General features: G+C 35.5%; 27 protein-coding genes and 1 riboswitch. Of the genes, 13 read left to right on the forward strand and 14 right to left on the reverse strand.

The features are described from left to right. Nucleotides 1–145: 145 nt before the first annotated feature. The 8 genes from OL225_RS03525 to OL225_RS03560 form a co-directional block, all read right to left on the reverse strand. A complete protein-coding gene (locus OL225_RS03525; protein WP_264517288.1) occupies nt 146–1,114 on the reverse strand; it encodes a chorismate-binding protein in 969 nt (322 codons plus the stop codon). 23 nt (nt 1,115–1,137) lie between these two features. Then, entirely contained in the window at nt 1,138–2,013 is an 876-nt protein-coding gene (locus OL225_RS03530; RefSeq protein WP_264517289.1) for a hypothetical protein, read from the reverse strand. A 10-nt stretch (nt 2,014–2,023) separates the two neighbouring features. Continuing rightward, nucleotides 2,024–3,112 (reverse strand): RNA polymerase sigma factor, encoded by a 1,089-nt coding sequence (locus OL225_RS03535; protein ID WP_264517290.1) that lies wholly within the window; start codon nt 3,110–3,112, stop codon nt 2,024–2,026. Between the two features lie 2 nt (nt 3,113–3,114). Continuing rightward, on the reverse strand, nt 3,115–4,074 hold the full coding sequence (locus tag OL225_RS03540; RefSeq protein WP_047378515.1) for a hypothetical protein: 960 nt from the start codon (nt 4,072–4,074) through the stop codon (nt 3,115–3,117). A 105-nt stretch (nt 4,075–4,179) separates the two neighbouring features. Beyond that, complete coding sequence (locus OL225_RS03545; protein ID WP_047378514.1) at nt 4,180–4,608, reverse strand: PaaI family thioesterase; 429 nt, start codon at nt 4,606–4,608, stop codon at nt 4,180–4,182. A gap of 68 nt (nt 4,609–4,676) precedes the next feature. Next, nucleotides 4,677–5,270, reverse strand: a complete 594-nt coding sequence (locus OL225_RS03550) for a 1-acyl-sn-glycerol-3-phosphate acyltransferase (RefSeq protein ID WP_264517291.1) — start codon at nt 5,268–5,270, stop codon at nt 4,677–4,679. Nucleotides 5,271–5,585: 315 nt separating this feature from the next. Then, nucleotides 5,586–7,307: a PspC domain-containing protein gene (locus OL225_RS03555; RefSeq protein WP_264517292.1), complete on the reverse strand. Its 1,722-nt coding sequence runs from the start codon at nt 7,305–7,307 to the stop codon at nt 5,586–5,588. Between the two features lie 11 nt (nt 7,308–7,318). After that, nucleotides 7,319–7,648, reverse strand: a complete 330-nt coding sequence (locus OL225_RS03560; protein ID WP_047378510.1) for a PadR family transcriptional regulator — start codon at nt 7,646–7,648, stop codon at nt 7,319–7,321. Between the two features lie 521 nt (nt 7,649–8,169). Between OL225_RS03560 and OL225_RS03565 the strand changes: the two genes are divergently transcribed. Both OL225_RS03565 and OL225_RS03570 read left to right on the forward strand, forming a co-directional pair. Next, nucleotides 8,170–8,868 (forward strand): XAC2610-related protein, encoded by a 699-nt coding sequence (locus OL225_RS03565; RefSeq protein WP_264517293.1) that lies wholly within the window; start codon nt 8,170–8,172, stop codon nt 8,866–8,868. 1 nt (nt 8,869) lies between these two features. Further along, nucleotides 8,870–9,460: an HD domain-containing protein gene (locus OL225_RS03570; protein WP_264517294.1), complete on the forward strand. Its 591-nt coding sequence runs from the start codon at nt 8,870–8,872 to the stop codon at nt 9,458–9,460. A gap of 57 nt (nt 9,461–9,517) precedes the next feature. On the opposite strand, the gene OL225_RS03575 is transcribed toward OL225_RS03570, so the two are convergent. Continuing rightward, the gene (locus tag OL225_RS03575; protein ID WP_002977578.1) at nt 9,518–9,901 is read right to left on the reverse strand and encodes an acyl-CoA thioesterase; all 384 of its coding nucleotides are present in this window, start codon (nt 9,899–9,901) and stop codon (nt 9,518–9,520) included. A gap of 117 nt (nt 9,902–10,018) precedes the next feature. Continuing rightward, nucleotides 10,019–10,199: riboswitch (cobalamin riboswitch) on the reverse strand. 33 nt (nt 10,200–10,232) lie between these two features. Beyond that, complete coding sequence (locus tag OL225_RS03580; protein ID WP_047378505.1) at nt 10,233–11,033, reverse strand: hypothetical protein; 801 nt, start codon at nt 11,031–11,033, stop codon at nt 10,233–10,235. Between the two features lie 220 nt (nt 11,034–11,253). On the opposite strand from OL225_RS03580, the gene OL225_RS03585 reads away from it, so the two are divergent. After that, the gene (locus tag OL225_RS03585) at nt 11,254–12,357 is read left to right on the forward strand and encodes a GEVED domain-containing protein (RefSeq protein ID WP_264517295.1); all 1,104 of its coding nucleotides are present in this window, start codon (nt 11,254–11,256) and stop codon (nt 12,355–12,357) included. Between the two features lie 82 nt (nt 12,358–12,439). Here the strand turns inward: OL225_RS03585 and OL225_RS03590 are convergent, their stop codons facing one another. Then, nucleotides 12,440–14,587 (reverse strand): endonuclease MutS2, encoded by a 2,148-nt coding sequence (locus OL225_RS03590; protein WP_264517296.1) that lies wholly within the window; start codon nt 14,585–14,587, stop codon nt 12,440–12,442. A 340-nt stretch (nt 14,588–14,927) separates the two neighbouring features. Between OL225_RS03590 and OL225_RS03595 the strand changes: the two genes are divergently transcribed. Genes OL225_RS03595 through OL225_RS03605 form a run of 3 tightly spaced genes read left to right on the forward strand, consistent with a single transcriptional unit; the run spans nt 14,928 to nt 17,184 of the window. Beyond that, nucleotides 14,928–15,446: a GNAT family N-acetyltransferase gene (locus tag OL225_RS03595; RefSeq protein WP_264517297.1), complete on the forward strand. Its 519-nt coding sequence runs from the start codon at nt 14,928–14,930 to the stop codon at nt 15,444–15,446. Between the two features lie 51 nt (nt 15,447–15,497). After that, a complete protein-coding gene (locus OL225_RS03600) occupies nt 15,498–16,502 on the forward strand; it encodes an acyltransferase family protein (protein ID WP_264517298.1) in 1,005 nt (334 codons plus the stop codon). Nucleotides 16,503–16,542: 40 nt separating this feature from the next. Then, complete coding sequence (locus tag OL225_RS03605) at nt 16,543–17,184, forward strand: uracil-DNA glycosylase (RefSeq protein ID WP_149833116.1); 642 nt, start codon at nt 16,543–16,545, stop codon at nt 17,182–17,184. Here the strand turns inward: OL225_RS03605 and OL225_RS03610 are convergent. From OL225_RS03610 to OL225_RS03620, 3 genes are all read right to left on the reverse strand, one after another. Beyond that, nucleotides 17,171–17,680, reverse strand: coding sequence for a hypothetical protein (locus OL225_RS03610; protein WP_047378497.1), 510 nt, complete (start codon nt 17,678–17,680; stop codon nt 17,171–17,173). The genes OL225_RS03605 and OL225_RS03610 overlap by 14 nt on opposite strands. 17 nt (nt 17,681–17,697) lie before the next feature. Then, nucleotides 17,698–18,189: a DUF456 domain-containing protein gene (locus tag OL225_RS03615; protein WP_047378496.1), complete on the reverse strand. Its 492-nt coding sequence runs from the start codon at nt 18,187–18,189 to the stop codon at nt 17,698–17,700. 75 nt (nt 18,190–18,264) lie between these two features. Then, nucleotides 18,265–19,452: a carboxypeptidase-like regulatory domain-containing protein gene (locus tag OL225_RS03620; protein ID WP_264517299.1), complete on the reverse strand. Its 1,188-nt coding sequence runs from the start codon at nt 19,450–19,452 to the stop codon at nt 18,265–18,267. A 272-nt stretch (nt 19,453–19,724) separates the two neighbouring features. Between OL225_RS03620 and OL225_RS03625 the strand changes: the two genes are divergently transcribed. The 7 genes from OL225_RS03625 (at nt 19,725) to OL225_RS03655 (ending at nt 25,428) form a co-directional block, all read left to right on the forward strand. Beyond that, nucleotides 19,725–20,993 carry a mechanosensitive ion channel family protein gene (locus OL225_RS03625; RefSeq protein ID WP_047378495.1) on the forward strand — a complete coding sequence of 423 codons (1,269 nt, stop codon included), beginning with the start codon at nt 19,725–19,727 and terminating at the stop codon, nt 20,991–20,993. A 179-nt stretch (nt 20,994–21,172) separates the two neighbouring features. After that, on the forward strand, nt 21,173–21,892 hold the full coding sequence (locus OL225_RS03630) for a pyridoxine 5'-phosphate synthase (RefSeq protein WP_047378493.1): 720 nt from the start codon (nt 21,173–21,175) through the stop codon (nt 21,890–21,892). Nucleotides 21,893–21,995: 103 nt separating this feature from the next. Continuing rightward, a complete protein-coding gene (locus OL225_RS03635; protein WP_264517300.1) occupies nt 21,996–22,775 on the forward strand; it encodes an alpha/beta fold hydrolase in 780 nt (259 codons plus the stop codon). Nucleotides 22,776–22,889: 114 nt separating this feature from the next. Then, complete coding sequence (locus OL225_RS03640) at nt 22,890–23,126, forward strand: microviridin/marinostatin family tricyclic proteinase inhibitor (RefSeq protein ID WP_047378491.1); 237 nt, start codon at nt 22,890–22,892, stop codon at nt 23,124–23,126. A gap of 49 nt (nt 23,127–23,175) precedes the next feature. Continuing rightward, nucleotides 23,176–23,400: a microviridin/marinostatin family tricyclic proteinase inhibitor gene (locus tag OL225_RS03645; RefSeq protein WP_047378489.1), complete on the forward strand. Its 225-nt coding sequence runs from the start codon at nt 23,176–23,178 to the stop codon at nt 23,398–23,400. A 74-nt stretch (nt 23,401–23,474) separates the two neighbouring features. After that, nucleotides 23,475–24,431 (forward strand): MvdC family ATP-grasp ribosomal peptide maturase, encoded by a 957-nt coding sequence (locus OL225_RS03650; protein ID WP_264517301.1) that lies wholly within the window; start codon nt 23,475–23,477, stop codon nt 24,429–24,431. Continuing rightward, nucleotides 24,424–25,428: an MvdD family ATP-grasp ribosomal peptide maturase gene (locus OL225_RS03655; RefSeq protein WP_264517302.1), complete on the forward strand. Its 1,005-nt coding sequence runs from the start codon at nt 24,424–24,426 to the stop codon at nt 25,426–25,428. The genes OL225_RS03650 and OL225_RS03655 overlap by 8 nt, the downstream gene beginning before the upstream one ends. Nucleotides 25,429–25,593 lie beyond the last annotated feature (165 nt).

Consider the following 25,593-nt stretch of genomic DNA (forward strand, 5'->3'; position numbering starts at 1 on the left):
TATTATCACGCAAAGTTCGCAGAAGGAGAATAAATGATTTTGAAATAGTTCGCAATGGCGTTACACTCAGCAAAGAAATATATAAACATCTGTGCAGATCTGTGCAATTTGTGGGAGAATTCTTAAATGTAAAAAACAATATCTTCTAAGAAATAACCAGATTTTTCAATATAGCTTCAGACTTCAGTTCTGTTTCGGTCCATTCTTTTTCAGGATTGCTTTGCGCTGTGATTCCACCTCCTACAAAAACATGTACAGCGTTTTTATAAAGCCTTGCACAACGCAGATTCACAAAGTACAGAATACTTTCTTCGGTTTCTATTTTAATATATCCGGCATAGAATTCACGTGGAAATTTCTCGTATTTACGGATGTTTTCGTTGCAAAAATCCTTAGGAATTCCACAGACAGCGGGGGTAGGGTGCAGATCCTGAATAAGCTTATCAAGATCTTCCGGTTTAATATGGGTTTTAAAATCCGTTCTTAAATGTTTTATATTTCCGGAAATATGGTCATAGGTGTCCGACTGCTGTATATCGTCAGAATAATTTTTAAGAATATTCTGAATATAGTTCGTTACAGGTTTTTGTTCTTCAATTTCTTTTTCAGACCAGTCCTCTGAGACAGGAAGAGTACCTGCCAGAGCCATGGTTTCAAATTCATGGGTCGACTTGTTGAATTTCCCCAATACCTCAGAAAAAGCACCCATCCAGGCATTCTCTCCGTCATTAAAAAGATATCTGAACGCATTAGGATAAGACTCACAAAGATTTTTAAAACTTTCTTTATAGTCAACGGTATTAAAGTCTGTAAAGATCTTTCTTCTTGAGTAAACCAGCTTAGGGAGATTGTTTTCTTTAATCACCTCTATCACTTCCTGCAATGTTTTGCAGTACTCTTCCTTGGTTTCAGCAGCAGAATTTGTTGGACCATTAATCAACTCTTTGTTTGTAATTGAAACACGAGTATATTCTTCAGAATTAACTTCAACAATATTTCCATGAAAACTGATCTGATCTAAACCATTGTAGGAATAAAAATTGACTGCATTTTTTATGTTTTTTTCATCGGCAGACAGTAGTCTTCCGTCGAAAGGAAGTTTGAAATAAATCATGAGCTATGAAAGAATTTTGAAAATCAACGGCCGGAAATAATATAGGAAATTCCCAGCGAAATTTTCCTTTCTGCAAAGGTATTACTAGTCTTAAAGATGTCAAAATTAAAAGAACTGTTTTTTAAGGAAATATTCTTTATTTTATATTCCTGGTATTCTAAAGACAGAAGAAACTTTTTCATTAGCTGATACTGTAACCCTAAAGAAAATCCGAAATTGATCTGCTTGGACTTAAAATCTTCCAGTTTATCCAATACATTGTTTTCGGGAACAAGGAACTGCATGCTATAATCATTTTTATTGGTAACGAACCCTATAAATGGTCGTATGTTTTTCCAGTCATAAAGCAATTTTAGCTGCATCGCATATTCTGTATGTTTATTGTTAAATCTCTGGAAAAGCAAAGGTTGATGATCTTCAGTAAAATAATATCCGTTGAGCCATGTTTCTTCCTTATTGGCGTCAAGATCAAATGTAGAGTTCCATGAATAGATATAAGCTGACAGCATAAGTAAAAACCGGTTATAGACCGATTTTGAAACCCAGATTCCGGCTCCGAATCCAGATTGCTGGCTTTTTCCGTGAGCATTTTCGTCCCAGAAACTTTTCTTAATACCTCCTTCAATACCTCCGCCATACTGTAATTTTTTGGATAACATTATTGGTTTTCCTTTGATTTCGTCTTTCAAAGGACTTCGTTTTATAAGCTCTGCTTCATAGATCGTCTGTGGACTTAGATTGAGACCTTGAGATTTCATTTTTAAAGCTTTTTCCAGATAAATGGTATCATAAACAATTACTTTCTCATATACATACAACGTATCTGTTTTCTTCCTTTGAGCATTGAATAAACTGACAAAAGCAAAAAGCAGAATAAGTAATGATTTTTTTAACAACATTATTTTTAATTTATCTTTCAATATAAATGGTATCTCTCTGAATAATTTTCTTTACTATAATTACCTTTTGATGAATATTTTCTGATAAGGTATCCTTGATATTGGTATAGTGATTTTTGGATTTGATGGTACTGGTTTTTTCTTCAGGAATTTCAGGTTTCACAAAGGAGTTGCTTTTGTCTTTAACCAATCTTTCATCTGGAATATAGTCTGTACGGGAATGTGGAAGGGCATGATTTGTATTTTCTTTATCATACTTTTTATTTTCCTGTATAACTTCAGTATTATGGATGGAAATAGTATTGTGAGGAAAGCTGCTGTTCTTAGGACGGAAAACTAGAAGGAAAACTGTAAGGACTGCTAAAGTGATTACTCCGGTTATAAGTCCCTTTTTCAAACCATGTGCTGAATGGACTTTAATATTAACATTCCTGAAAGTAATGTTCTCTGGTATTTCAAAGATCCTTGAAGGAGTAATGGAAAATCCTGAAAATTTGCTTTTGAAAGTTTGTGCCCATAATATACTACCGAGTCCAATAAATACAAGCAATTGTGCCGTTTTATTTTTGGTGGTTTTATTATTTACAACATTGTTCAATAAATAATTTTGTATGGATTTTTTCGCTCTTAAAAGGTGAGATTTTGATGTGTTTACAGTAATTCCTAACAGATCAGAAATCTCAGCATGGGAATGATTTTCAATAAAATATAAATTGAAAACAGATTTGTGGTGGGGTGGAAGACTGTCAATGGAAGACAGAAGCTCTTCACTGGTAAAGTCATAAATGAAGACATTTCTATCTTCTGAAAGATGATTGTCCATGGCTGAATGTAGATCTGGGATTTCTGATGGTTCGGTAATAATAAAAGTATCTTTATGCTGACGAAGGTGTTGTAAAGCATTGTTGATAACGATCTTCTTTAACCATGCAAAGAGTGCTTTTTCATCTTTCAGCTGATGATTTTTCTGGAGGGCTGTAATGAAGCTGTCCTGTATGATATCTTCAGCAGTATGCATATCCTGTATATATCTACGACAAATCCCCAAGAGTTTTGGGGAATGGCTGTGATAGATTTTCTGCCAGTTGATTGTTGACATACCTAATTTTTTATGACCGTAATATTATTGAAGCTTGATCCGCCATTGGGGTTTGGTATGCTTTGGGTTTCTACGTCATTAATGTATACTTTATATTCCAGACCATTGTTACTTGTTCTGATCATGTAGATATTTTGATCGGTTACTTTTAAATCCAGGATGGTAGGAAAGGGATTACTGGTCACGATCATGTTTGCATTTTTGTAATATGAGTTGGCTCTTGCATTAATGTAAACATCATTACCATCTAATGCAGGTCCGTAATCTCCTGTAATGGGCGTTGGGGAAAAATTTGTCTTTACGCCGGTAAGTACATTTGTATAATAATGAATACCTGTCAGATACACATTGTTGTCATTGGAGACGATATAGGTAAAGGTTCCGATACTGGTATCTGTGATGGTGAAAGTGGTATTTTTAAAATATCCCTGACTTATAAATCCGTTCAAGTTTTTATTTGCTCCTACATATACATCAGAATTAAATTCAGTGATCGTGCAATTATTATTGTAAGTAAAGGTATCTTTAAATAAAAATGTTTTAACACCATTTTTCCAGTAGCAAAATTCATATTTATCAGGTGCCGGATTATTTACAGACCATGTATACCCTACAAAATAGATGTTTCCGTTCTCCATATAAAAATCAAAAATATTTATCATATCCTGATTTCCGGATAGACCTGCTGCCTGAAAGTAAGTAGTATAATTTCCATTTTTCCAGAAACCAGATTTTCCTTTGATGTAAACGTCATTCCCGTTGATAAATATTTTTGATGGAGTATCTGCAGGCACATTGGTAATATTATGCTTTATACCATTTTTCCAGTAGCACAATTGTGAATTGTCCTTTCCTGAAACATACAGGTCATAGGAACCGTTTTTTTGTAAAACTATTTCATCATCCTGCTTACAGGAAATGAATAAAGTAATCAGAAATAAAAAAGGTAAAATTGTTTTCATGGTAATTATTTTTCTTATAGGATGACAAAAAAGAAAATAGTTGCAGTCATTATATACAAAAAGCTCAAAATTTATTTGAGCTTTCTTTTTTTATGTTGTACTTATCTATCTATTGATGATATTATTTGTCATTGTCGTATGATTGATAAGGACTCCTTTTTCGTCACGGATTTCAATTTCCGAAACGTGCATGGTTTTGCCTTTTCTGATAAAACGAGCTGTAGCAGTTACAATTCCATCCTTTTTGCTTCTTAAATGATTAGAATTGATATTGGTTCCTACCCCGTAATACTTTTCACCATCAATAAAGATATTAGACAGGCTTGAACCTAAAGTTTCAGCCAAAACACAGCTTGCTCCTCCGTGCATGATCCCAAACGGCTGATGCGTTCTCGGAAGTACAGGCATAGTGGCAGTAAGGGTTTCATTTTCCAGATCAATATCGATGAATTTTATTTCAAGAGTTTTTGCAAGAGTTACATCTCCCCAGTTATTGATGAATGCTAATATTTCTTCTTTTGTCTGACCTTTCATTTCTTATAATTGATTTAATTTTGCATCTAGCATCTAGCATCTAGCATCTAGCATCTAGCATCTAGCATCTAATTCTGTTCAGTTCCGGTTCCCATAATATTAGGATTCCAATTTTCAGGAACCTTAGGAACAATGTCATTTTTGATATAATATTCCTGAATTTCCTGCATGATTTCTGAAAAAGGGACTGATGCTATTCTTTCATACGGAATAGTATAGCCCAGATAAACAATATTTCTTTTGAAATCACCCGCTGCCAGTACAATAGGTACCTTTGCTGCCAAGGCCATATGATAGAATCCTTTTCTCCATTTCGGAACCCAGCTTCTTGTTCCTTCCGGAGTAATAACAAGACTGAAATCTTCTTTTGAAAACTGATTGGCTACAAAATTCACCAGATCATTTTTCTGGCTTCTGTCTATACCAATACCACCAAGACCTTTTACAAGACCTCCATACCAGGCTTTGGTGTGAGCGTCTTTAATGATGATTTTTAAAGGCTTTTCCAGTGACCAATAGGCGAAATTTCCTAAAATGTATTCCATATTATGGGTGTGAGGTGCTACCACAAGGATACACCTGTTCAGGTTGTTGACATCGCCCTGCAGAACGACCTTCCAGCCTAATATTTTTAACATTGCTTTGCCTATCAGCTTTTTCATAGATTTCTTGGATTAAAAACAAAAAAGTATAACCAAACTTTGGTTATACTTTACAAATATATTGAAATATTATCGCTCTTAAAACAAACCGCTAATTAAATCTACGATTTTCATTACGAATTCCATTGCAAATTGTATCATGATAAGGCTGTGTTTTTGGTTGGTTGGTTATTAAATTTTAGCTCTACGAAATTAAAACTTTTTTTTTACATAAGAAACTAAATAGGGTTTTATTTTTACTTTTCTGAGAGAAGAAGGGTGTGAATTTCAAACGGTTGCCATCCACCCACACCTTCTACCACTCTCTGAAGTTAATTATTTAGTTTGTATGGAAATTTCGTTTTTTCCGTCTTTGATTTTGATGTCCATATCTTTATTTGATTTTTTGATATTGGACACTGCAGAATCAATTACTTTCTTTGCCTGGTTGTTCGGAACTTTTTTACCGTTTACGATGATACTGTCCTGATCATCAGAGTTGTATTCGATACTTGAACCGTTTACCGTGATTTTATTTTTTTCAATTCTAACACCGTTGTTGTCTTCATCACTGTCTTGTTCATTGTCATTGATGCCATCTCCATCTAAGTCACCATCCATATGGATATGGTTTTTGTTCGATGAAATAACCACTGTTTTCTGCGGAACTACAAGTTCATAATCCAGGCTATAGTCTCTGAATCTGTGCTCATATGGATATTTGATATAGTTTGGAAGTAATATTTTATTGTTTACAACTTCTACAGGAACTATCAGCTGAATTGGGAAATTATAACCCTTTCCTTCTTTTTTGATGATCAGATATGGTGTTTTAATATCTGGTTTTCTTGTTACATCTACTGAGATATAATCTTCTTCATAAACAGATATTTTATCAGAATAGATATCATTATTATATGCTTTGAAATTCTGAGGAATGTTAACTTGCTTTACATCCACATACACTGTATCTGAAGTAGTGTTGATAGCAACATTCTCTACATCTTCTTTACTTCCTCTATAGATCATGTCTTTTTTGGCCATGCTTATTCCGAAGTAAGTTCCCAGTCCGATCAGAAGAAGGAATAAACCTCCTACAACCCATCCGATGTTTCTCAGTTTTGTTTTTGGAGAGAAAATCTTGATGCTTAATAAGCTGAAAAGGATTGCCGGAATTAAGCTTCCGATTACCATCATAGCTGCCAGTACTTTATCAAGCCCCTGATCATCCATATAGAATCTGATCTCATTGGCACCTGGGAAGTCTGTATCCATTCCGAAAAGACCGAATAATACAAATACTCCGATAATGCTGCTTACAGCCATCAATACGAAGAACCCTCCTACAATATACTTGAATACATTCCAAACTCCGCTTCCAGCATTGTTGATGTAAGGTTTGTTTTCGTTGTATATTTCTCCGACCCTCTGAGTAGATTCATTGGCAAACTGAACCAATTTATTAGACTCATTCTTAAGATTGTCGAAGTTCATAGGCTTTCCCTGCATTTTCAGGAAATCTGCTGCTGTTTCAGCTTTTGGAAGTACGATCCAAAGGATTACATATAAAAGACCGATCAGTGAAGATGAAATGGCTGCTGTAAAAATTCCTAAGACGAATATTCCCAGCCAGATTGCTCTCATTGCGGTAATATCCATTCCTACATATTGAGCTAACCCTGCGCAAACCCCTGCTACTTTTTGTTTTTCCGGGTCACGGAACAGTTGTTTTTTATCGGTATAATTGTTTCCTGAATTGGTATTTCTGGTAGATGTTTTTTCAGAAAAATAAGCCTCTTCCTGTTCTTCAATTTTTTCCGGGCTTCCGATCTGTGCGATTACCTTTTCTACATCGGTATCGTTAATTACTTCACGTTTTCCCAGAGAGTCTTTGAAAATCTCCACCATTCTTATTTCTATGTCATGCATTACCTCATCAGCTTCAGAAGCATCCAGTGAGCTTCTCAGAGCGTTCAGGTAATCGCTGAGCTTTATATATGCGTGTTCTTCTATTGTAAAAGAAAAACCTGCGAGTCCTATTGAGAGTGTCTTGTTCATAGCTTTGTTTTTTAATTTTGTTGGGTGATGTTGTTTACTGAGGCTGTCAGCTCATTCCATGTATTTTGAAGTTCATCCAGAAAAAGTTTTCCTTTTTCTGTGATCTGATAATATTTTCTGGGTGGTCCTCCTGTAGATTCTTCCCATCTGTAAGAGAGAAACTCTCCGTTTTTAAGTCTTGTAAGAAGAGGGTAGAGGGTTCCTTCCACTACATCCAGTTTTCCTTTTTTCAGTTCGTCAATAAGATCAGAAACATACATTTCGCGATTATTGATGAGACTTAGAATACAGAATTCCAGAATTCCTTTTCGCATTTGCGCTTTGGTATTTTCGGTATTCATCTTTATAAGTTTTGTTAATTAGTTATATAATTTTCGAAGTTCGGAACCTAGCTAGTTGTACCTATTTCGATTTTACATTACAAAGATATGTAAATAAAATGGTATTATGCAATACAAAGTAGTGAAATTTTTAAAATAAATAATATAAATAATTGATAATCAGTTAAATAATTTTTATCGTAAATTTTATGAAAAATGAATTTGGTCAAAAAATGTTTAAATTTTAATTGAAAATGAAAGAAATGAAGAGAAAAAGTTATCAATCATTATTTATTACTCATTGCTCATTACCCATAATATAGCCCCGATAGCAGCGGTTACCCCACAGTGGTTTGGGTTTAGTAAGGAGCGAGGAGTATGAGCGTATAGCGGGAACAGCTTCTTATCACTGAATACTCTTTCATTTAAAGGCTGTTAAAATGTTTCAAATCCTTACAGATAATAAGGGTGGAATTTTGAGATCGGTATTATGATTCGTATTTTTGTTAGGAAAAAAAACACCTAAATCATTTACTTTTACCATGAATTTATTCAATAAGTATAAGCATTTACCTGCTTTTGTTTTACTTGGGCCAGCATTTTTTGGGCAATATCAGTTTGAGGTTAAAAATGCTTCAAAGAATTATGATGCCATTATTCAGGTAGAAAATTGCTATGATGGCAGATGTAGCGGAAAAGGAACTGTAGAGTTGTTTGATCACAAAAATACAAAGATACAGACTTTTGCATCGGATGATCTGGTATTGGAAACAGATCAGGCTGAAAAACCCAAGCTTGGAAAAATGATCCAGCTGACGAATAAACAAAACTCAGTAATCATAAATGATTTTAATTTTGATGGAACAGAAGATATAGCGGTAAGGAACGGAAATATGGGAAACTATAGTGCAGCTTCCTATGATGTTTATGTGTTCAACAGTACAAGAATGGCATTTGTGAAGAGTAAAGAACTTACGGATCTTGCATCCAGTTCCCTTGATATTTTTGATGTTGATGTCCAACGTAAACGCTTGATCTCCTATGGAAAATCCGGCTGCTGTGATATTTTTACCACTGAATATGCAGTTATTCCCAATAAAGGGCTTGATAAAGTCTTTGAAAAAGAAGAAGACATGACGGTAGAAGGCCGCGTGAAAGTAATCACTAAAGAAAAGATAAATAATAAATGGGTAACCAAAACAAAGGTGTACCCTTCAGAACAATATAATAGAGAAAAGTAAGATGAAAATTCAGAAAGAGATTGATTTTATCCTGGCGGTGGATGCCTTGAAAAATGTACAGCGAAGAAATTATAATGCTGACGATTCCCGAAGAGAGAATACTGCGGAACACTCCTGGCAGATCATCATTCTGGCTCAGATCCTTTATCCATATGCTAAAAACCGTGCAGATATTGATCTGTTGAGAGTGATAAGAATGCTTTCCATTCATGATTTGGTAGAGATAGAAGCTGGAGACACCTTTATTTTTGATGAAAAAGCAATGGTAGGGAAGTTTGACAGAGAGAAGGTATCTGCCCAAAAGATTTTCGGAATCCTGGACGAACCTTTGCGTACAGAGTTTTTTAATCTATGGCTTGAGTTTGAAGATGAGAAAACTCCTGATGCTATTTTTGCCTGTGGGATTGACAGAATTATGCCATTTATCTTAAATTCCTATACTTCAGGAAAAAGCTGGACGGAAGCCGGAGTAACAGAAAAACAAATCCGAAATATGCTTGAAAATGCGATCAACAGAGCATCGGATGAAATGGGAGAGGCCTTTGAATTTTTATTAAGCAGAAGTCTGGAAACAGAAAAAGTTGTGAAATAAAATTAATGAAAATAGAATAAGCTTCGGGCGGCCAAAGGCCGCCCGAAGCTATATGATTTATAGTATCTGGATTGGTTTCTTGAATTCATCGATCGCTACAAAAGTAAAATCACCTACAATGGCTTTTTCTCTTTCGTAAGAGTACATTTGTTCAGTGTAAATTTCAACGTTTACTTTCATACTGGTTTTTCCAACGTATGAAACTTTCCCGATCAGTTCCACAATAGTTCCGGCTGGAATAGGTTTCTTGAAATCGATCTTGTCACTGCTCACCGTTACCACTCTTTTTCTGGCAAATCTGGTAGCGGTAATAAAAGCTACTTCGTCCATCAGCTGCATAGCCGTACCACCAAAAAGGGTATCGTAATGATTGGTTGTGTTAGGGAAAACCGCTTTAAAGATTCTGGTTTCGGATGCTTCAATTCTTTCTTCTGTAGTCATATATCATTATTAATTAAAGCGAAATGAAAATGATATTAAAACAACAGAATAATGACAGGAACTTAGAGAACCCCTGAAACAATCCATCAGATCAATACAACTTCAAATCGCGAAAGTTATTTGTTTAAAGAAATAGGCAGGTCTCCTGACTTGTAACATCTTTTATCTCCTTCCCATGCCTCGCACAGTGGATCTTTGATAAAGATTTCAGTTACTTACAGTTGCGCGACAGTCCGTGATTTTCACACGGTTCCCTTTTAATCTGCAGTGATGCAGAACCAATTTCTGTGATGAATAAGCGTAAAACTTTTCAGGTGCAAAAGTAGCGAATTTATTCCGGATTATGGTAAATAATCTGGCTGATTACTCTTCCTTTCTTAATCGTCCAAAGAGTGGTGTATCTGTTTTCTCCTGAACCATTTATCATATAAAGGAAAATATTGTCAGAGTCAAGGGACGTTACTCCAATGTTCTCAAAATCCATGGTTGGCTGGAACATATTTTTGATGGCTTCTCTTACAAAAACAGATCCTCTTCCGGGCTGCTGTACTCTGATTGATTTGATTTCAGTCATTCCTTCGGGAAGATCATTTCCGATTCCCCAGGGCTTTACTTTATCAATGGTAAGAATTTTTCCTTCTGCATCTTTTTCTTTTTTACGGTATCCAGCATTGGAAGGATAAATATCAATTACTACTTTGCTTCTTTGTGCAGTAGGGATTTTAGGATCAGAATTATCTGTGAAAATGAGAGATCTTCCGTTTTTAGATTTGGATGGAGTATAGGCGGGAAGCTGGTCTACATATGCAATACGCCCTTTATTAACCATTCCTTCTTTATCAAGAGTTTCATAACGTACAAAAGGTTTGTCATCATCCTGTTTCTCCGGATATTTGATCCAGATCCATTCCGTTTCTCCCGGAGCCGGTTTTACATAAACAAATACATCTCCTTTACGCATACGGATCTTGTCTACAATTTTTCGATAGTCATCTTTATGTACACGTACGTTGGCATATCCTTCTTCAGCTTTTACAACTCCAAAAGGAACTTTAGTCTGCCCTTTTACAAAAGCTATAGATAAAATACTGAAAGCGGATAAATAGAATGCTTTGTTTATAAAAGTCATCATGAAATTTTTTTGATCCTCAAATATATAAATTAAATGCTTTTCGGAAGATAATTATAACGTAGCAGTTTATTAAATCTTGTATTGGTTTTCAGTTGATCCTATAAAATGATGCCTTAGCCATAATATTTTATGAAAGAAATAAGTGATAATAAATAAGTTAAATGTAAATCATATTCAAAAAAATGACTTATTTTTCAAGCGAATTTTAAAACTAATAAACATGACAAAAAAACTACTTTATGTATGCTCTTTTATTTTGGGAATTTCCAGCTTTCAGGCAGAAAATAAAATAGAAACAGAATTAAAATCATTATTTTACTGTGATACGAATGCTCCCACCGGTGTTCAGATGTCCAATATAACCCTTACCTCCGGAACCGTTACCTGGACGGCCGATCCTGATACCCCGAATAATTTTATCAGATACAGATTACCCGGAACTACTACCTGGATGGTGGCTGCTCCTGTACCTGGGCAAAATTCATTTACTATTACGAATCTACAGCCTTGTACAGTGTATGAAGTACAGGTAGCAAAAGTATGCACTACCCAGGGAATGTGGTCGAACCCTATATTTTTTGCAACATCACTCAATTATTGCACTACTGCCTCTATAGATGCAACAATGGTATATATATCCAATGTAACGGTAAGTTCAACGGGAATGACAGCTCCAATGGTGAGCAACTCCGGAGCTTCCAACTATATTGATTACAGAACTGATGTAGACCGAAGAATTAAATTTTTAGCAGGAAGCGTAGGAAATACGCTTTCAGTGAGTAATACATGGACTGGCACACCAAGTCCTATCACTGTAACAGCATGGATAGATATTAATGGCAATGGTGTTTTTGATTCTAATGAAAGAATACTGGTTGCGAATAATGTGACCTCAACAGCTCCGGTTGTAACCACATTTTCTATTCCCGGTTATCCTACATTGCCAAACTCTGTAATTAATGGTTGCGGACTTGTAATGAGGGTAATGTGCAGACAGGAAGTGCCTGCGGATGCCTGTGGTTCATTTACCTATGGAGAAGTTGAGGATTATGGTATAAACTTTCTTAACCCTACACTGGCAGTAAACGAAGCCGGTAAATCGGCAAAACCTGAAATTTATCCAAATCCGGCATCCGATGTTTTAAATATCTCCGGAATTTCAGAAGCAACGGATTATGAAATTTATAATGTATTGGGGCAGAAAACAAGTGAAGGAAAAGTTTCCGATCATAAAGTAAGCCTTAGTAATTTATCCGAAGGAATTTATTTTATTCAGCTGAAAGATAAAAATAGTGCAATCCGGTTAAAATTCATTAAGAAATAAAATAAAAAAGAGAGAGTATCATTGGGTACTCTCTCTTAGTATTTGCGTAAAATGAGTTCTTTTTAAACTCACTTCAGATTACTTAAATTCTCTCAAGTTCATCTGCATTAATCGTAGTCTTGAAGGTTCCATAATTAACAATCACCTTGTTTCTGGAAATCTTTTCAATAGTTCCCACACTGGTGCTTCCTGTAATACGAACACGCTGTCCGATCTTCATCCAGATAGCGCGGTCACTTTTACGTTGTTCTTCCAGTTTTTCATTGGTTTCTGCAATTTTTTCAATGACTTCCTCTTTTTTCAGCTGTTGAGTAATTTTTCTCTTAACAACCTGCAGGCGTTTTGTTTCATCCTTATCATGGCCTAATTTCCTGAATTTCTCCTGTTCAAGAAGTTTTACAAAGTCTTTTACAACATCCTTTCTGGATTTTCCTTTTGTATAACTGTCGATGAACGTTTCAATTTTATTACCAAACTGAAGCTTGCGGTGTTCCTCTTCATATAGTTTCTGGAAATTGAACAGTTTCTGCTGGAGCTGGTCATTCAGCTTCTGAAGATTATCACGTTTATCTTCTACAGACTCTTTTCTTTCTGCAAGATCGGATTTCAGTTTTTCAACTTCAAATTTCTCCTGCTGCAGCTTTACAATAGTCTTGTCGAGATTAACGATATCATGCTCTACCTTTTTCTTGGCAGAATGGATAATAAATCTTGGAATTTTATTCTTTTCTGCAACTTCAAAAGTAAATGAACTTCCTGCCTGGCCTACTTCCAGTTTATACATCGGCTCCAGTGTTTCTTCATTGAAGAGCATTGCTGCGTTCTGAGCATTGGGAAGCTGTTCTATCACCAGTTTAATGTTGGTGTAGTGAGTAGTAATAATGGCAAAACTCTTTTTGTCATAGAAAAACTCCATGAAACTTTCTGCCAGCGCACCTCCAAGTTCCGGATCAGAACCGGTACCGAATTCATCAATCAATAGAAGCGTATGGGCATCTGCCTCACGGATGATTCCGGACATTTTCTTCAATCTTGATGAATAGGTTGACAGATGATTTTCAATGGATTGATTATCACCAATGTCAGTCATGATCTTTTCAAAGAAAAACATTTCAGATTTGGGATGAACCGGAACCAGAATACCGCTCTGAATCATCAGCTGTAATAATCCTACGGTTTTCAGAGTAATTGATTTTCCACCTGCGTTAGGTCCGGAAATACAGATGATCCTGTTGTGTTCCGTTAAAGAAAGAGTCTGAGGATGGATCGTTTTATTCTCTACTTTATTTCTCAACCATAGCAATGGATGGTAAGCGTCTTTAAGTTTCAATGTCTTATGACGGTTGATCTTTGGAAGAATTCCGTTCACTAAATCAGCAAATTTAGCTTTCGCTCTTGTAAGATCCAGATCAAAAATATACACCTGATATCTCCATAGCTGAGGTTGAAACTCTGCCAGTTCGGCAGTAAGCTGTCGGAGAACTTTGTCAATTTCTTTTTTCTCTTCTTCCTCACTTTCACGAAGCTTGAAGTAATGCTTTACAACACTGTCCGGCTGAATGTAGGTAATGGAACCTGTTTTGGAGATTCCCAGCGTTCTTCCGGCTACTCTTTTTTTGAATCCTGATTTTACAGCCAGAACCCTTTGGTCATCAATAATTGTTTCCCGGATATCATCCAAAAAATCACTCTGTCCATAGGTGGTGAGTGCACGGTTGAAATTTTCCTGAATTGCTTTTTTAGCAAGCTGGATTTCAGTTCTCAAGCCTTTCAAAGCCGGAGAAGCTTCACTTTTTACCTCACCAAAACGGTTGAAAACCTTATCTACTTTATCAATGATCTCCTTTCTGAATTCCAGTACAGAAACTTCCTCTAATAAAGTAGGAAATGTTTCGGGCATGGTGGGGAAGAACTTCTGCAGTTTTCCGATCTGTTCCGTGATGGTTTTTATTTTGATGAAAGCAGCATTTTCCAGGCGGTAGTTCTCAATCAGCATCAATTTCAGCTCACTTTCGATATCTTCATATTCATCAAACGGAATCGCATTTGAACTTTCAAAACTTGACAGATATTCTGATGTTTTTTTTAACGAAAGTTCCGCCTCGTCTATTTCCATTGGGCGAAGTTGAAGAATTTTTTCTCTTGTTTTCGGAGAATACGCAAATGGGGAGATTTCCGCGAGCAATTGCGGAAACTCTAATTCGTCTAAATCTTCTTTATTTATATACACACTGCAAATTTAGTGAGAATTTTGATTATTACGTATATCTGAGAGATTTACAGAATAAATTAACTTTGAATTTGATGATTATAGAGTTGCTTTTTTTCTTGAAAATTTTAAAACTTCAAAAAAGATTAATTTTTTTACGCAAAGTTTTTATTACTAAACCTTATCCCTTTAAGGAAGCAAAGAATGGAATCAATACATTGATTCTTTCTAAGCGGTTCGGTTATTTTTCCGCTTTATCAGCGACTTAGCCGCACTTCTTTGCTTACTCAGAATGAGAAATGGATATAATAACCTTTGCATTTGTATAAATTGATGATATTCTTTTTATTACATTTGAATTATGAAATTGGTAACCACAAGGTTGATTTTAAAGGGAATCAACGAAAACCATACAGAAGATATTTTAAAAATCCGAGGCAATCCGGAGGTCAATAAATTTGTGAAAAGGGTTTCACCAAAGACAAACTATGATGCTCTTCAGTTTATTTTAACGATTAAGCAGAGAACTCAAAATAATCAGACGGTCTATTGGGGAATTTCCCTGAAAGATCAGCCGAATCTTATTGGAACAATCTGTCTTTGGAATTTTTCTGAAGACCGGACAACAGCAGAAGTCGGTTATGAGCTCTTGCCGGAATATCACAGGCAGGGAATGATGTCTGAAGCTTTAAATGCAGTTTTGGATTTTGGTTTTAATGAATTGCATTTACACGAAATTGTTGCGATTACCAATACATTGAACGAAAATTCAAAAGGACTTCTTGTGAAGCATGATTTTATTTTGCTGGAGGGAAAGAAAGATGAAGGTTTTCCGGATAACATTATTTTTAGTTTAAAAAGACCATCTGGTAATGGCTAATATAAAATCTAACAGGTTTTTCTCTATCTTTATTGACGATTGAAATTGCATATGAAAAATGAAATAAAATCTTTAACGGGACTTAGAGGGATTGTTGCATTATGGGTTGCGTTTTTTCATTTTAGTTTTTTTCGGAATGAATTTATTCAGGATGTAGTAGGAAAGGGGTATGTGGCAGTTGATATTTTTTTTGTGTTAAGTGCTTTTTTACTGACGGTGTCTTATTCTGGGAAGTTTAAAGATTTGAATTATAAATCAATAGAGGTTTTTTATAAAAAAAGGATCAATAGAATTTATCCTGTATATATTGTATCAGTTATTTTTATTGCATTGTTTTTAATGAAGACTTCTATAGCAGGATTCCTGATTAATGCGACTTTACTACAATGCTTTTTTAATCCTGATTATCTGCTGAATGTTGTCTATTGGTCACTCAGCACAGAATGGGTTTGCTATTTAATATTCCCTTTTATGTTATGGCTTGTCCTGTACTATAAAATACGCAGCGAAATTTTAATTATCATAAGTTTGATTTTGAGGTTGATGCTTCCCTACTTTTCCGGCCATTTGTATATAGGTTCAGAAACCCCGATTGGAGTAGGGGATTCACCAAGATACCTTGATCTTCCTTATGGCCTTGTTTCCCTTCTGAGAACAGTATCTTCCTATTTTCTTGGAATTGGGGTTGCTCTTTTACCACCATTTAAAATGAAGAAAGGTAACCTCGTTATTTATATCATTCTCCTACTGTTTGTATCTATGTTGTTTGTTGAAAAAGGAGTATTGTTTATTCCCTTATTATCTGCGTTTATAATAAAATACCTGTATGAAGGGAATCAGAATTATCTAAAGATATTTTTAGAAACCAAAGCAGTGTATTTCTTAGGAAATATTTCTTACTCATTATATATCATCCATTATATTGTAAAAAAACAGGATTTCGTTATTGTAAACTCTTATCATCTCAATAATATACTATTAATAGCTTTCTCTATATTACTCTCTTACTTCTCATATATGCTGATTGAAAGAAAAGTCAGGATATTTAAAGTATAAGGAGGGTCTTGTTTTATTTTAATATTATTATTTTTGCACTATGACCTGGACAGAAATTTTAGCCCCGATAAAGAGTACGGAATACTTTACAACCCTTTGGGAGAAAGTAAAGAATGAATATGCAACGACGAAAGTTTTCCCTCCAAAAAATCAGATTTTCAGAGCACTGGAACTGACAGCTTTTGATGATGTTGAGGTCGTAATTATTGGTCAGGATCCTTATCATAATGATTTTCAGGCCAATGGTTTGTGTTTTTCTGTTTCTGAGCAGGTTGCTGCACCGCCATCACTTAAGAATATTTTTATTGAGTTAAAAGATGATCTGGGAGTGGTAAGAACTTCCAAAGAATTAGATGACTGGGGAAGACAGGGTGTTTTACTATTGAATGCAACATTAACGGTTCGCGCTCATTCACCCAATTCCCATAAAGATCTGGGTTGGGAAAAATTCACCAATTTTATCATTAAAGAAATTTCGGATAAAAAAGAGAATGTGGTGTTTGTACTGTGGGGCGCTTTTGCACAAAAAAAAGCCGAACTCATAGATCCGGCTAAGCATTTTATTCTGAAATCGGCACACCCTTCACCATTTTCCGTGTACAGAGGATTTTTTGGAAGTAAGCCTTTCTCAAAAATTAATGAATATCTTGTTTCCAAAGGCAAGAAACCTATTTCGTGGTAGAACCTGTTGATCTGCCTGCCTTTTTTATCGTAATTCCGATTTTATATTTTCCGGCTAATGCTTTTGCTCCGTCCTGTTGTTTTGGATAAGGAGCAACATCTTGTAAGGTAATAGTATACCCATTGAATTCTGCTGACTGGAGGTAATTTCTTCCCGGATAGTCTGCGCTTGCGAGGTTCAGAATCATTGGCCGGGTAGACGTTCCCATTACTTCCACCTGAGCAAGAGCGACTCCGGCCCAGATACAGTTGACTCCTTCAGGGCAGCGGCTGTCTTCAGAAACCCCTTTGAACGTTACATTCATCTGGTATTCTCTTAAAAACTTATTTTCTCCTTCATTCAGGTATATAACACCATCTTTCTGATTGTCAGTGCTTGTTATTTTTGTACCTGCAGGCATTTCAGTAGTTTTTGTATTAATCTTAGCTTTCTTTTGGGCATCGCATCCTGTTAATGCAAAAATTCCCAGACTGAGTATGATAACTTTATGGAACATAGTTTCTTATATTTTAATTAAATAACGTTAAACATATTAAGAAGTACTACCAAAAACATTGCCACTCCTACTACAAAACTGAATCCGGTTCCATAAATGAATCCAATCAGTGCTCCTTTGGTAGATTGTAAGGCTTTATTCATATCCTTGCTGTCATGAAGTAATTCACCAATAAACACACCCGCAAACATTCCTACAAGGAAGCCTAATGGAATTGGAATAAATATCCCGACAATGGTTCCAATTACAGAACCGATACTTCCCCAGCGTGTACCTCCATATTTTCTATTGGTTTTTGCCGGAATGACATAGCTTAGGACTATAGAAGCTAATGTAAGAATTCCGAATGCCCAGATATAAATCATTGGAAGATCAGCATCCGTCCCGAATTTATAGATCAGGAGCCCGCAGATACTCAGCAGCAACCCTGGTAAAACAGGAAGAAAAGTTCCCAATATCCCTACAAACAGAAGAATAAGGCAGAAAATATTAATAATTGTTGTATCCATTCTTTAAAATATAGATGCAATATAAAAAAAGTGGCCTTATAAAAAGCCACTTTGAGAACGAGTTATAAAATTTTATTACAAATTTAAGATTACGTATTCCAGTATCGGGCCTGCTTTTCCGATATTTCCGCTTGCGTGGTTATGGAATGTAGTATAGTAGATATTTCCGCTGCTGGAATTTCCGGAACAAGGTCCCATGGTATCTCCATGTGCCTGATGAGCATTCCATGCATTCTGATTGATGGTAATGGTAATATTATTTCCGCTTGCTGTGTGATGGCAGATCGTGATATGGTTATTGTTTAAAGATGTTCCTACAGGAGTTTGCGGAGCTGAAGGATTGGAATAATGTCCTGTTCTTATCATCAGTGGCTCATTGCCTTTCTGTACAAGAACATCCCAGAATGCAGGATCATAGTTCATGATTTTTTCCCACGCACCCATATCATATTGAATATCCAATGTATTAAACCCTAATGCAGTTGCCAAAGCAGTGTTTGAAACGTTACAGCCCATATAAGTGGTGGCTGCTCCTGTATCTTGCAGGCAAAGAAGATTATCATTGATGAAACCACCGGGAGCATTACAGCTTACAGTATTTGTATTTCCTCCTACCAGATAAGCCGAAGCCCAGTCTGAACTGTAAAGACTTCCGCCATTGCTTACAAAAGTAGAAAGATTACTATATACATTATTGTCATTGCTTGGCATCGAAGTACCTGTTTGGGCATAAGTACGGGATCCGCAGTTCAGGAAAATAATATCATACTGGGAAATCGTATTGATGTTTTTTAAATCCTGATAAGTAATTTCAGTTGCAGCATATCCAAGTGAACTTATAATAGCTTCAATTTCATCATAGCTTCCTTTTATATAAGCCATTTTTGCGATTTGGTCCAACTTTGAATCCGTTGCAGCTACAGTAACTGTTTCATTCTTTTTAATTGTAACCGGAACCTCGGATCTGAAATTTTTACCGTTACCAGTCTGAATGTGAAGTGTTGTCTTGCCTTCAGGAGCTGTTAAGCTGAAGGTACCATCGGCATTGGAATAGGTATGGTAAATATTGCTTTGGCCGTCAGTAGTGAATACAAGAGCTCCTCCAATGGGTTTGGTGCCGTTTTTTGCAAATACTTTGCCTTCCACTTTTCCTGTGGAAACTACCTGAGTAGGATTTTCTTCAGGAGAAACAGCGTCGTCTCCTTTACAATTAGCTAGGAGCAGAAGGCTGCATAGCATGATTAACAAGTAATTTTGTTTCATATTTAGTTGATTTTGATGGGTTTAGTTTTAACCAAATTTAATAAAATTTTAATATTAAAACATTAAAAATGTAATTTATTTTAATATTTTTCATTTAAATACGTTGTTTATAGTTTATTTTTCAATTGTAATGAGGGTCTGTAAAGGATTTAATATTTTTTAATGTAATTGTTTAAAAAAATTGATTAAATATTTCCCAATGAATACTTTTTGGGATGAAAATTGATTGAGAATAGTAAAATGATGATTCTTAATTTCATAAATTTGCTGTAATGAATGACCAGTTACAAGAAACTAAAAACTTTATACAGGAACTAAGCGAGCAGCTTTACATCTATATTACCCAGATATCACCCTCAGGGTTGGACTGGGTTTTTCATATCATTGTAAAACTGAGTTTACTTCTTGTCCTGTTTTTTATTACTGATTTTGTTTTTAAATTCATCATTAATTCGGTCTTCAGGTTATTTCATAATGAACAGAAATTCCCCATCTTAAAATCTATTTATCAGGCCAAAATCACTAATTCTGTAGCGCATTTTGCTGCCCTGATTGCTGTTGCCGGAATCCAGGGATCTATATTTCCGGAAAATGCACTGCCGAAGACAACCATTTTTATAATAAGATGTATCAATCTGGGGCTGGTATTGATACTAGCAGGAATGCTCTACAGATCACTGACAGCTTTTAGGAATTATTTCAGCATTAAACAGGATTTTTACAAAATTATGGCGCTTAATGCCATTTCAGAAACCGTAAAGATTTTAGGACTCTTCATATTTACAGTCGTAGGATTCTGTGTGATTTTTGGGATCAAAGGAACAACTATTGTAGGAAGTCTTGGGGCTATTACTGCTGTTTTGGTATTGGTTTTCAGAGATACAATCTTAGGATTTGTAACAGGTCTTCACGTCGCCACTTCTAAAAATTTAAAAGTAGGAGATTGGGTAAGCATTCCCAAATACAGTATTGAAGGGAATATTACGGAAATCAATCTTTTGACAACCAAAATTACTAATTTTGATAAAACGGTTTCCACCATTCCTACTTATGATCTGATGACCACTGAGATCAAAAATATGCAGGTGATGTCTGAGTCTAACACCAGAAGAATAAAAAAATCAATTTACTTTAACATCAATTCTTTTAAGTTTCTGACTGATGAAGATGTTGAGCGTTTAAAGGAGATTAACCTGATTTCAGACTATCTGGAAGAAAGAACATCAGAGATCAAAAAAGAGAAAGAAAGCCTTGAGCACAAAGATAAGATCGTAAATGGGAGACAGCTTACCAATATTGGCGTTTTCAGATATTATGCACAGAAATACATTGAAAATGATCCCGATATAGATAAAAACGGCACCCGAATGGTACGTCAGCTGGACATTACTCCTCAAGGGCTGCCTCTTGAAGTATATTGCTTTGCCAATGATTCCAAATGGGAACGTTTTGAACAGATACAGGCAGATATTTTTGACCATTTACTGGTAGCATCCAAAGAATTTGAACTTCAGGTGATGCAGGTAAGCATTAAAGTATAGAAGCCAGAAACCAGATATTAGAAGTTAGAGGCTAAGCTTCTTTACAACTGATATCCAGATCAAATAATAAGTATAAAATTTAATAATGGTATAGAGAAGTATACTAGTGAAATGATAATAGCAATTTGTTATCTAACTTCTAACTTCTAACATCTCATATCTAACATCTAAAATAAAAAATGACAAAACTAAGCGTAAACATTAATAAAATTGCGACGTTAAGAAATGCAAGAGGAGGTGAAACCCCAAGTGTTACAGAGGCTGCTGTAAAAATTCAGGAATTCGGAGGACAGGGAATTACCATCCATCCAAGACCTGATGAAAGGCATATCACAAGAAAAGATGTCTATGATCTGAAGCCGTTGGTTACGACTGAGTTTAATATTGAAGGAAACCCTCATCATAGTTTTATCGATATGGTACTGGAAGTGAAGCCTGAGCAGGTAACTTTAGTGCCGGATGCTGATGATGCCATTACATCCAATGCAGGATGGGACACAAAAAAACATCTTGATTACCTTACAGAGATCATCGCAGAATTTAAAAAGGCAGGTATCCGTACCTCTATTTTCCTGGATCCTTTACCAGAGCTTGTAGAATATGCGGCAAAGACCGGAGCAGACAGAATTGAACTGTACACTGAAGCTTACGCAAAAAATTATCTTACCAATAAAGAACAGGCTATCAAACCTTATTACGACACAGCGGTTGAAGCTACCAATTTCGGATTGGGAATCAATGCAGGTCATGATCTAAGTTTAGAAAACCTGAAATACTTTGCAGATACTATTCCAAACCTGTTGGAAGTATCTATCGGCCATGCTTTGGTTTCTGAAGCACTTTATATGGGATTGGAAAACACAGTTCAGGCTTATTTGAAGAGACTGGCAAAATGGTAATTAATAAGAAACTAGAAGTTAGAGATTAGAAGTTAGTGAAACTTCGTTTCTGATCTCTTATGTTATCTAACTTTTAATTTCTCATATCTAACGTCTAAAAAATATGGAAATCTTAAACTCAAAAATATTCGGCGAAAATTCAACCAATACGCCGCTTCTTGTATTTCACGGATTATTTGGAATGCTTGACAACTGGGGAAGTTTCGGAAAAGATCTGGGAGAATATCTTCCTGTACATCTGATCGACCTTAGAAACCATGGAAGAAGCTTTCATTCAGAAAGTATGTCTCATGATGATCTGGCAGATGATATTGTACACTATATGGATCATTATGGAATTCAGAAAGCTCATGTTTTAGGACATTCTTTAGGAGGAAAAGCGGTGATGCAGTTTGCCATAAAATATCCTGAACGTGTTGAAAAACTGATTGTTGTCGATATTTCACCTAAAGCATATCCACCACACCACCAGGGAATTATCAAAGCCCTGGAAACTGTTGATTTTAATACAGTTGGCTCAAGAAATGAAGTGGAAGCAGTTCTTAACCAGTATATTCCTGAAAAATCAACCATACAGTTTTTAACGAAAAACCTGTATTGGGATGAAAATAAAAAACTGGGCTGGAGATTTAATCTTAAAACATTATCTGAAAAATATACTGAATTTGTATCCAATGCTGTTAAATTTGGAGTTTTTGAAGGGGATACATTATTTATAGCAGGGGCAAAATCCAATTATATTCTGCCACAGGATGAATTCGGAATCAAGCAGCAATTTCCTAAAGCTAAGGTAGTTACGGTGAAAAATGCTGGACACTGGGTGCAGGCCGAAAATCCAGTTGATTTTGCAAACGTTGTTAAGGAGTTTCTTGAATTGAATTAATTTTATACTTTATTTTTTGACATTATGTTAAATTTTTATTAAAAAGTAATATTATTTCTCCATGATTTGAATTTTTTGTACTTTGGATTTCCAAAACAATAAAAATATTAACTTATGGAAAACAAAAATTCAAAAAAGAAGCCATTTTTCGCGTCATTCTTAGAAAAACAGGTTAAAGACCCTGAAACAGTAAAAGGAGGAGGTATTACTTCTGTACTTGCAGATCAGATTACGACATCCCTACAGGATCAGATTACTACTCCTCTTAAGGATAATGTTACTAAGCCTGATAATGATAATGTAACAATGAAATATCCTTCTGACGGAGATGAGGATGTTTTAGAAGCATAAGAAATATAAAGTTTAGGCTAAATTATATATCAAACAAAACTAAAACATTATGAAAAGCAATAACTCAAAGAAGAAACCGTTTTTCGCATCATTTCTGGAAAAACAGGTGAAGGATCCTGAAACTGTAAAAGGAGGAACTGATATTACAATTCCTGAAAGAGACGTGATTACAAAGCCGGCAGTAGACGTTGTAACTTCTCCGAAAGATGATATGATGCACACGCTGAAATATCCATCTGATGGTGATGACGATACAATCACTATTCCACTATAAAATCAGGTAGAATATTAATAAAATAGTAGGGGAAACTTAAACATTAAGTTTCCCTTTTTAATAAAAACCGGCAAATGATTCTCTGCATCACCCATTCACAGGATTTTTATAATATCGATATCTTTTTTGAATACCTGGCCTCCAAAAATATCCCCTATTTCAGACTGAATTCTGACCGCCTGAATCATCTTCAGAAAATCAGCATTCATGAAAATTCATTTGAATTGACTGACGAGTTCGGAAATACCATTCATTCGGATGCTATTAAAGGGGTATGGCATAGAAAAGCCTGGAGAATCAGTGCTCCCGAAGAATTGGATCAGGACTATGAAAGAATCTTCCTGAATGAATACGGAAGTCTGCGTTATAATCTGATGACTGCCTTAGAACATATTCCCTGGATTAATCCTTATGAAAACGAAAAAAAGGTGGATGGAAATAAGATTTTTCAGCTAAAAGTAGCAGAAAGAAATAACTTAACCATTCCCAAAACCATTTTTTCCAATGATGAAGAAAGAATAACAACATTTTTCCATCAATACTGTCAGGGAAAAGCAATTGCTAAGCTTCATGGAGTGACAGCAAAAACCATGTCAGGAGAAAATATGATTTCCACTACGGTTATTGAAGAAGAATCTCTGGAACATCTTTCAGATATTGCTTACTGTCCGATGATTTTTCAACCCTACATTGACAAAGAATACGAATTGAGAATCGTTTATGTAGACGGTGATTTTTTCACAGGAAAGATCAATAACAGTGAAAATGCAGACTGGCGGGTTGCTCGTGAAGGCTATTTCTGGTCAGCTTATGAACTTCCGGATTTCATCAAAACCAATCTCACTTCCATGATGAACGAAATGGGACTTTATATAGGAGCTATCGATATGATCAAAGGAAGAGACGGAGCATATTATTTCCTTGAAGTGAATCCACAGGGAGAGTGGGGAATGCTTCAGAAAGAACTGGGATTTCCCATTGCAGAAAGAATTGCCGATAATCTTATCAAAAGAATCAATTTCCATGAATAAAATTTTAATTATTACCCATACTGCAGATAATTTTTCTATTGAAAAAGTAACAGAATACATCGGAAAAAATGACTGTGAAGTCATTCGTTTTGATGTTGATATCTATCCTTTACAAAACAAACTGTCTACCATTTTTCAGGATGGGGAATGGATAAGTTTTCTTGAAACTCAAGATGCAAAACATCGTTTGGATGATATTTCTGCCATATGGTACAGAAGAGCCTACAATATCGGAAAAGGCCTGAGAGAAGAAATGGATTCTAAGTTTTACGGTGCAGCAATGGGAGAAATCAGAAATACACTTTTCGGTTTCTTTGAATCTGTAGATGCATATTCTTTAGGTAAACCAAGTGTTTACAGAAGACTCGACAGCAAAGAAGAACAATTGAAAATTGCAGATAAATTAGGGCTGACCATTCCGGCCACATGCCTTACCAACAATCCTGATGAAGCCAGAAAATTTATTCTGAAACATCAGAATGTGGTAGCCAAAATGCAAACCGGTTTCGCCATCTATGAAGACGGTGTTGAAAATGTAGTGTTTACCAATGTTGTCAGCGAAGATAAACTGGAAGAGCTTGATTCCTTGTTATACTGCCCTATGCAGTTTCAGCAGATGATTCAAAAGAAAAAAGAACTTCGTATTACCATTGTAGGAAGAGATGTTTATGCATTTGAAATAGACTCCCAGCAGTCCGAAGATGCTAAAGTAGACTGGAGAAAAGATGGGATCAACCTCATTGATAAATGGAACAGAGCAGAACTTCCTGGAGATGTGGAAGCAAAACTGCTTGAACTTCTGGATATTTACAATGTAGACTATGGAGCAATTGACATGATCATTTCCCCTGAAGACGAATATTATTTCATCGAAATCAATGCAGCAGGAGAATTTTTCTGGCTGGATAATCTTACAGAAGGAAACCTTATTTCCAAGAGCATTGCAGACGTTCTTTGTGACAAAGCTCCAAGAAGAAATAATGAGGTAATGGCTTAGAAAATAGGCTGTTTCTTATGATAAAAGTCCTGAAAGTTGTACATTCTTTCAGGACTTTTAAATGTAATGATCTATTGTAATTAAAATTTTTCTGGTTTGTTGATTTCTGAGTGATAATATTGGTTAAATAAAGTTGAATTATGCTTTAAAAATCGCAAATTTGCA

It is taken from the genome of Chryseobacterium viscerum, assembly GCF_025949665.1.
Taxonomy (GTDB): domain Bacteria; phylum Bacteroidota; class Bacteroidia; order Flavobacteriales; family Weeksellaceae; genus Chryseobacterium; species Chryseobacterium viscerum_A.